This window comes from Caldivirga sp., from assembly GCF_023256255.1.
Classification (GTDB): domain Archaea; phylum Thermoproteota; class Thermoprotei; order Thermoproteales; family Thermocladiaceae; genus Caldivirga.
Window position 1 is genome coordinate 1 of the sequence record NZ_JAGDXD010000010.1, and the last position, 6,345, is coordinate 6,345.

A 6,345-nucleotide genomic window follows, 5' to 3' on the forward strand; every position below is an offset into this window, starting at 1 on the left:
CTTCCTTACTGGTGCTAGTTGTTGTGGTAGTTGAGTTAGTGGTAGTAGTTGCGGTGGATGTGGTGGTAAATGTTGTAGTGGTAACCTTATGATTAGCTTCATGATAACTTGAGTAAGCCATTACCATGAATAAGGCACCCATGATTATTATTACCGCTGATATAACTGCCATAGCAACCTCAACCCCACCGATTCCGCTCCTTACCTTTGTTACCATAAGTCATTAACCTTCATTATAAAGATATACTTTATTCAAGTGTTCATGCATTTTTAACATACGGACTATCCTTATAAATTACTTAATAGCAAGGAGGTTCATGAGGTTAGTGTATCTTAGGGTAATTATTGGTGTACTTTTCATTGTTTGGGCGATTCTGCATATAATATATGGACTTAGTATAATTCATTTCCTAGCATTAATAGGTTTATTCTTCATAGTTGATGCTATATTATCAGTAGTAGCAGCAGTATTGGTTTTATTGAATATAATGGTAATGTTCATACCAGTGCTGGTTTACTCATGGATTAATTACATACTTTTGACTGGGTCAAGGATCTTTCCAGCACCCGTATTGGGATATAGAATACCGGTAATAGATCCCTTGGTAATAATAGTTGCTATTATTGATATTGCCTTAATATTCCTAGTAACAGCATTATGGATACTGACTAGAAGGCATTAATTATGGACTTAACCAAAAGTAGACTAGCTATTTTTGGTTTTTCACTAAGCACAACAGCTCCTTTAGTGTTGGCTTCCCTTCATGAATCAATACTAGTTACATTACCCACTGTCTTCTTAACATTACCCCTGGCATTAATTGTGTATGCATATGTTAACACTTATTGGGGGCCTGATGGATTATTCCACTATACTAGGGTAGTCTCCACTAGGCTTGGAAGTATTCAATTGTATAGCTGGTTATTAAGCTACTTCCTCTACATTGTTTACACTGTGGATTATGTAGATTATATGGTACTTAAATTACCTAACTCGGTGGCTAATGCATTAACCATAATATTACCCATTTTATTCTCTACACTAGTAGTAATAGAATTATCATACTTAACATTATTTATATTATCAGTTGCTCAAATAATCTTAGCATTGCCAATACCTCAATTGGGTTGGATTGAATCAATAGCCACTGTTGGTCCAGCGCCACATTACTTATTCACTAATATACTCTCATCAAGTTTACTCATAGTGTGCATAACATTAATACCATACGCCAACGGTTACACCAGTTTGTCTAAGTACGTTCTATATGCTTTTGTGTCATCATCAGTGCTGATGATTATTGGCGGCTTCTTTAAGGCATCATTCATATTGAGTCAATTAACCAGTTTAGGCTATGTAGGGTTAATCATAGCGGAATACACTGCTTTATACAACTTGCTTCACCATGGTTTAGGTATAAGGCGAATTAGGTTAATGATACCAGCATTAGTTATCCTGCTTGATGCAGTAAGCCTAATTAACTATAATGAATTCTACAACATTACAATAGTTCCCTCAGTGGCCGCCCTTTACCTAACTTTATTAATTTCATTTTCAGTTTCATGGATCTACCTAAGCAGAAGTGGCTTCTTTAATAAGAGAAGAGGCGTTATGAAGTTTACTTACTTAATGTTATCAATTGTTTCATCACTTATAATGGTTTATGGGATTTACACGGTATTGGCTCAATCAAGTGGAGTAGCCTTATATGAGGTGATTGCAGCATTAGTAATACCTATAGCATTAGGGTTAATGTTACCCTTAAGGGCTCATAATTAGTCAGCAGCCTGGAAGTGGTCATTTAATCCCTCCTCACGCACTTCATCATCAATAATATTCTCGGTATTGGGCTAAATAAATATTATGTGAAGCACCTTCAAGTTGAGGGGAGGGTTAACTCCAGCGCCGCCTCAGTGTGCTGTATGTTAATTAGCAGTAGTTTAGTTAATTCATCATAATCATAGTTAATCGAGATCCCATTAACCTTAACGCTAATTGGCCTACTGGGTGAGTAAACGAGGGTTTCACCAGGTTCAACAAGTGTTAAGGTGGCTTTATAAAGTGACCCTGAGTACTCCTCATTAATCTTGCTCACTGAGACTGGCATTAATGCGTACTTAGTTAACCCAATTACCCTTGGTTTACTTGAATCATTGAATGCAAGGATTAAATGTGGCTCAGCCTTCCTCACGTATCCCTCCACTTTACCCTCATGAGTAGTCATCGTGTTTATCCTCAGTAGGACTGAGTTCTTAGGTAAGCCTAATTTACTGGGCTCCAGTATATAGTATACTTGGTCAAGATCCCTATGTACATTAAATAAGGTAATTAAAGTAATATCCCTCACACTGGTTAAGGTGGTTAATGGTACTGGTTCAGTATATGGATCATTTATATACATTTCATCAGTTAACTTAGCTGGTTCATCAGGCCTAAGTACAATCCATTGCGGGGTCAGGAACCTCCTTAGTAAATTAACATTAACACCCCTCCTCCAGTACGGGTCCTTATCAATGGCGTCACCAATACCCACTGCCGAGAAGAATAACACCCTAGCCAGTAGATCAGCGTAGGCATGATGATCCGTTGTTACCATGACGTCAAAGAATGGTGCGTAACCCAACTGCATTGCGAGCATTGAGTTATATACATTATAGTACAGTAGTAGATGCTTGGGTGTTGAGGATCCGTAATCAGGGCTTGTGCGTATCATTAATGCTGAATCATGCTTAGCCCCTATGAAGTAGTGGTATAGGTCAGGCATACATAGTTCAATCAACATACCGTACCTTTCAGCGGCATTAAATAAAGCGTCAAGGTACCTTTCAAGCGCACCAGGCTCGCTCATATAGACTTCACTACACCTCTGCCTAAGAGTGGTTAACCAATCATGCTTAATTGAGTAGACCCCCTTACTCTTAAGTGACTTAACTAAATCATTGAAGTAGCCCTCAGGCTGAGTTATGCATGTTGCGTTCTTAACGATCCTTGACTGGTACCGTTGAGCGTATGGTGATGTCCTTGATAAGTACCTAATGTGTAGGCTTATTATTGAACCAAGTACCCTTGAGAGTGACTCAAGGTCGCTGCCTAATTCAGGAACCTCATGGTACTCTAATGCACCCCCATCTTCAGGATTCTTTGGGTACCACCATGAGTCAACCTGGTAATACTTAACACCTATACCGTTCTCACCCATATACCTCTTAATCTCAAGCATGGTTTGAGCATAATTCATGCCGGGTAACGTCCTATACCAGTACATACCACCTGTATCAGTCCAGTATTGGAGGGAATTCAAGTAATCAATATTAGCCTCTATGGAGGGTTTAGACCTACCGTAGAGAGCCCTAATCCAACGACCCCACCTGAATAAGGCCTCGTTGGGTGAATTACCGTAGACGATTATTGACGATAATACATACCCCTCAGGAACCCTACCAATAGTCCCACTCAACCCCAGTATAGCCCTAAACCCAACACCACTTGCACTTAACTTAAGTAGCTGCGGTGCCCTAGGCTCAAGGGCTGAGGCAACTACCGTTGATAGGCTTTTAGAATCGATGAACATTCCGAAGGAACCCAATACCACTCCACCAGCCGATTCATTGAGCTTAATGAAGATTGGTTTAACCCAATTATAAGGCGTATACCCGAAGAATCTGTCTAAGAAAACCTGCGCATTGAACGATGCAGTATCTACATCATCCTCACCACCAACGCCCCTTTCTACACTTACCTTAAATAAAACGCTAGATATTACCACTGGTTCGTTTAAATAAGCCTTAACCACATATAACGCCTTTACTGATTGAGCCTCCCCATCAATTGCATATGAAGTGTATTTACCTAACTTATCCTCACCAGCGCTACGTATACCGCCAGCATATGTTAGGCCACCGCCCTTAACCATTGGCGATGACTTAAGCATTAATGCATCCCTGAGTATAAGCTCCCATGAGACTTCATCATCGAAAGCAACCAGCCTTAAATCACCCCACCTAGCCAGGTTAACCATTTGCAGCAAACTTCCCCTGGCTTTTAAACCAATTTAAACAGATCAAACTACAGAAGGTTAATTTAAGTGGACCCACTAAACTAAGCCTAATGATGGGGCTTGAACAGTTACCAGCTGTTCATAAAATCCAGGGTGTAACATTTCCTAAAGGCAATATATAGTATTTGACGCCTAGTAATTATTAGGTTTACTCTTTTTAACTATTGAAGCTAAGTAAAATAATATGCCATGTACGTTGTGTGAATACATGTTAATAAATGCGTGTGAACCTAAACTACTATGAAGAAGATATCTCATGCGATATTGGTAGCGGCAATGGCTATAGCTATGGCTGTTGCTACAGTATCTCTTGCAGAGGGTTACACGATAACGCAGGCGGTATCTTCAACGCTTCTTTACGTTCCTGGTGCACCGAACTGGAACCTATTCGTATCCCACACGGTCGGCAATGACATAGGCGCATACGATACCTACGTGCCCCTAGCCTACTATAACCCTATAACTGGACAATTCTTCCCAGCCCTGGCTGAGAATTGGACGATTAGGGTTTTGCCTAATGGTTCTGGTGTTTTGACTGTTTATCTTAGGCGTGGCTTGTATTGGTTTAATGGTTCAGCAACAATACCCTTCACCGCATGGGACGTTTACGCAGAATTCTACATCGGCGTTAAGGGCTTTGGATGGTTTTACCCATTCATGCAGTTTCAATATGCTGACGAGGACATTAGAGTAATCAACAACTACACAATACAATTCCTATTCCAACAATGGTCACCAACAGAATGGATTTACCTACTCACATACCACATGTTCACACCTTACCCGGTTTGGAAGTGGGCTGTGGACGCTTTAAAGAATATTACGAATAGGGGTGAGGCGCTGGCCTTTGCACATAGGAATATTACAACCTTCGTGGCGCCTTACTGGAGCATAAGTCCATACTATGTCTCTAAGGTTGGCTCAAACTACATTACAATAACCCTAGTACCACCGGATCTATTCCAGAGGTGGGAGGAGGTTTATCCGCTCAATTCATTCACATATTACCCAACTGTTGTATCGCTATTCGTAGGTGGGAATACCCAGGCAATGACCACGATTATGTCTGGGCAGGCTCAATTCATCTACGTTTTCCTATCGCCCCAGCAGAATGCTGAACTTGAGAGTAAGGGTATTGACGTCTTCACAATATACTCATACGACATATACGGCATAACAATCAACCCTAGCTACTACCCCTGGAACATACCGCAGGTGAGGAGAATACTATACTATGTACTTAATACAACAGCTATGGCTGCGTCGTGGGGTTTGCAATCACTGTTACCTGCTAGCTATAATATCCCAGCAGCACAATATACCTTATCCACATTCCCGCAGACCATAGCAAATATGTTATTTACATATAAGTACAATACTACTGAGGCTGCGCAGATTCTTGAAAGCCTAGGTTTTTACCAGAAGAATGGGCAATGGTACACTCCAAATGGGACACCACTGCAATTAACGCTTCTAATGCCTGCAGGCTTCACAAATCAAATAGTTCCAGCATCCTTCGCAGCAGAGGAGCTTACGGCATTCGGCATACCGACTAAGACGGTTGCAATAGAGCATGATACACTTGTTGGGAAACTAATACCTAACGGTGAGTTCCAGGCCGTTGAGTGGTTTGGCCCCAAGGTGAATAGTTACATTACGGCCTGGACTCAGTGGCCCCACACATCCGTGTGGACATACTTTGTAGGCAACGTGTTTAATACATCCCTAGCCTGGCCCTTTGCATGGCCTAGGGTTGTTAATCATCAGCTTATCGGTTGGTACTGCCAGCCATTATCAACGAACCTACCGCCACCAATTAACAATACCTTAGTCTGGTGCGTTAACTCTACGTTCGGCTACATTAACTTGTCAAACGTCCAAACAGTTATTGCCGCGGCAGCGCCTGGTAGCCCTGATTACGAGAAGGCTATTGAGGCTTGGATAGCGTGGTGGGAGTATTATGATCCGCAGTTCATCTGGGGTGCTAAGCTTGAGCCAATTCAATATAACCCGAACTACTTCGACTTCACATGGGCGTATGCATGCCTACCGCACCTGATAGCAGACCTGGTGGTTTATCCATCGGCCCAACAGATGATTATGGGTATGTCAACGACCTGGCTTCCAGACCCATTCTTCTTCGGCGGCGTTGCCCCACCTGGCTTTATTCCGCCTATTGCCCAGGCCATCATTAATGGTTCACTGTGGAGTAAGTATCCTCAGTATGCTGCGTTCATTGGTTTGCCGAGTCCTGATCCTCAGTTGCAGGCTTGTGTAGCCTCATACT

At 41.8% G+C, this 6,345-nt stretch carries 5 protein-coding genes; 3 read left to right on the top strand and 2 right to left on the bottom strand.

Annotation, left to right across the window (positions count from 1 at the left end):
• On the bottom strand, positions 1-217 hold a 217-nt coding region (locus Q0C29_RS01580; protein ID WP_291998909.1), incomplete at its 3' end, for a hypothetical protein.
• A 100-nt stretch (positions 218-317) separates the two neighbouring features.
• Between Q0C29_RS01580 and Q0C29_RS01585 the strand changes: the two genes are divergently transcribed.
• On the top strand, positions 318-683 hold the full coding sequence (locus tag Q0C29_RS01585) for a hypothetical protein (protein WP_291998910.1): 366 nt from the start codon (positions 318-320) through the stop codon (positions 681-683).
• Between the two features lie 65 nt (positions 684-748).
• Positions 749-1,780 carry a hypothetical protein gene (locus Q0C29_RS01590; RefSeq protein ID WP_291998911.1) on the top strand — a complete coding sequence of 344 codons (1,032 nt, stop codon included), beginning with the start codon at positions 749-751 and terminating at the stop codon, positions 1,778-1,780.
• Positions 1,781-1,877: 97 nt separating this feature from the next.
• Here Q0C29_RS01590 and Q0C29_RS01595 read toward each other — a convergent pair whose 3' ends face one another.
• Positions 1,878-4,019 (bottom strand): hypothetical protein, encoded by a 2,142-nt coding sequence (locus tag Q0C29_RS01595; protein ID WP_291998912.1) that lies wholly within the window; start codon positions 4,017-4,019, stop codon positions 1,878-1,880.
• 279 nt (positions 4,020-4,298) lie between these two features.
• Here Q0C29_RS01595 and Q0C29_RS01600 point away from each other — a divergent pair.
• On the top strand, positions 4,299-6,345 hold a 2,047-nt coding region (locus Q0C29_RS01600; protein WP_291998913.1), incomplete at its 3' end, for an ABC transporter substrate-binding protein.